This is a genomic window from Neobacillus niacini (genome assembly GCF_036961885.1).
In the GTDB taxonomy this organism is placed as follows: domain Bacteria; phylum Bacillota; class Bacilli; order Bacillales; family Cytobacillaceae; genus Neobacillus; species Neobacillus niacini_H.
The window spans coordinates 219-995 of sequence record NZ_JBALNQ010000101.1 but is presented as its reverse complement, the minus strand read 5'-3'; the positions used below and the strand labels follow the sequence as shown (position 1 = coordinate 995).

Below are 777 nucleotides of genomic sequence, written 5' to 3'. Positions count from 1 at the left end.
TTGTACTTAAAGTAACGGGGTGCTTTAGTTGAACAAACCTATAAATCTAGTTCGAAAACTTGGATTATATTCATTCTATGTTTTTTTGTTATTTAAAATACGATTTATACATAATTCAAATTTCTTAGAATTCCAATGTAAACCTTATTAATTAATGAGCAACGTTCTTAACGAAAGCAGTCCAGTTTTTATAATGTTTTATATTGGAGGGATTTTACAATAGTATGTTGAAATATGTATTACTCAACACTCAAAACATTGATTATCGGACCTTGTTTGAAATGATTTTTCAATACAGTAAAGGAGATACTTATGACTGAGAAGAAGATTAATTCAAATGAATTTTTCAAGGACTTGGATGAATTTCGTACACCAAGACAAATGAAGACTTATTTTGAAAATAAAAAAATAGAAATTATTTCAAGTAAAACTCTAAATGATTTAGCTCGACTTAAGACTGGTAAGTATAAAGAATTTCTGGAGGAATTTTATCCATTATTTCTTTTTAGTCAATCAAAATATGTTCCTGACAATGCTCTAGTTAGAATTGTACTTGGCAATCAAAGTTTTGATGCTATTGTTAAGTTTGCTTCAGGTTTAGAGAAAAAATATGAAATAACTGGCTTTTTATTTGGTCAATACGAGAGTGAAGATGCAATTTCAATTAATCAACGGGGATATAGTAAGATTAGAATAGGAGACACAAGAGACCTAGAATCAAAGGCGTATGATTATCTTGAAGAAGTAATACTTAATGCAAAGAAAAAAGCAAATAAG

General features: G+C 28.3%; 1 protein-coding gene. It reads left to right on the top strand.

The genetic code is table 11. The features are described from left to right. Nucleotides 1-312: 312 nt before the first annotated feature. A partial coding sequence (locus tag V7124_RS26030; RefSeq protein ID WP_335494845.1) for a hypothetical protein occupies nucleotides 313-777 on the top strand: 465 nt, incomplete at its 3' end.